General features: G+C 66.0%; 1 protein-coding gene and 1 pseudogene. Both read right to left on the bottom strand.

Annotated elements, in window-relative coordinates; translation table 11 throughout:
* Positions 1–115 precede the first annotated feature (115 nt).
* Positions 116–1,222, bottom strand: a complete 1,107-nt coding sequence (gene mraY, locus NS220_RS13160; RefSeq protein WP_058624501.1) for a phospho-N-acetylmuramoyl-pentapeptide-transferase — start codon at positions 1,220–1,222, stop codon at positions 116–118.
* Positions 1,219–1,437, bottom strand: a pseudogene (locus tag NS220_RS13165) (UDP-N-acetylmuramoyl-tripeptide--D-alanyl-D-alanine ligase); the annotation flags it as partial. The pseudogene NS220_RS13165 and the gene mraY, both read right to left, overlap by 4 nt.

Below are 1,437 nucleotides of genomic sequence, written 5' to 3' on the forward strand. Positions count from 1 at the left end.
GCGCCGAGCTCGGCGAGGGTGTCGGCGGCCGAGAACCCCGTGACCGAGAGGCCGAGCACGGCGACGCGCAGACCCTTCCAGTCGGCGTACCAGCTGGTGAGGGAGGACAGATCGCTCATACGCGGGAAAGCCATTCGACGTAGAAGAAGCCGACGCCGGACACCGCGAGCAGGCCCGCGATGATCCACATGCGCACGACGATGGTGACCTCGGGCCAGCCCCGCATCTCGAGATGGTGGTGGAGAGGACTCATGAGGAACAGGCGCTTGCCCCGCGTGACCTTGAAGTAGGCCCTCTGCAGGATGACCGACCCGGAGGCGATGACGTACACGCCCGCGATGAGGATCAGCAGGAGCTCGGTGCGGGTGAGGATCGCCATGGCGGCGACGACCCCACCGATCGCCATCGATCCGCAATCGCCCATGAAGACCTTCGCCTTCGGGGCGTTCCACCACAGGAACCCGACGAGAGCGCCCACGAACGACGCCGAGACGATCGCCAGGTCGAACGGATCCCTGACGGCGTAGCATCCGGCCTGCACCGTCGGGTCGAGCACGTCGGCGCACATCTGCTTGTTCTGCCAGAACGCCATGAGGCTGTACGCGCCGATGACGAAGATGCCGGAGCCGGCGGCGAGGCCGTCGAGACCGTCCGCCACGTTGACGGAATTGGATGCCGCCGTGCCGATGAGCGAGATCCAGGCGAGATACAGCAGCCAGCCGACGATCGGACCGAGCGCGAAGAGGGAGAGGACCTGGATGTCGCGGAAGATCGAGATGTATCCGGACGCGGGGGTCTGACCGAACGCGTTGGGGAAGTTCAGGGCGACGACGGCGAACGGCACCGTCACGATCACCTGCCCCGCGATCTTGCGCCAGCCCGACAGCCCGAGGCTGTTCTGCAGACGCACCTTCATGTAGTCGTCGATGAACCCGACCACGCCGAAGCCGAGCATGAGCCACAGCACCAGCAGACCCGAGACCGTCGGGGGGTTGTTCCCGGCGTAGGAGCCGATGAAGTACCCGATGATCGTGCCGAAGATGAAGATCGTGCCGCCCATCGTGGGCGTTCCGCGCTTCGCGCCGTGCGAGGGGTTGTGCACGTTCTCGGGCGTGCGGATGACCTGTCCCCACCCCCATTTCCGGAAGGATCGGAGAAAGACCGGCGTGAGGAACAGGGTGAAGGCCAGCGAGATCCCCGCCGACGTCAATAGTGATCTCACGCGAACAACTCTCCTAGACGGTCGCCGAGGAAGCGGAGCCCGGCCGAGTTCGACGATTTGACCAGCACCCGATCACCGTCACGGAGTTCGGTGGCGAGGTAGTCGTAGGCGGCGTCGGCGTCGGGGAAGAAGACCGCCTCGCCGTCCCAGGACCCCTGCGCGATCGCCTCGAGGTACATGCGACGGGCCTCCGGCCCGACGACGACGATGCGCTG

It is taken from the genome of Microbacterium testaceum, from assembly GCF_001476655.1.
Taxonomy (GTDB): domain Bacteria; phylum Actinomycetota; class Actinomycetes; order Actinomycetales; family Microbacteriaceae; genus Microbacterium; species Microbacterium testaceum_C.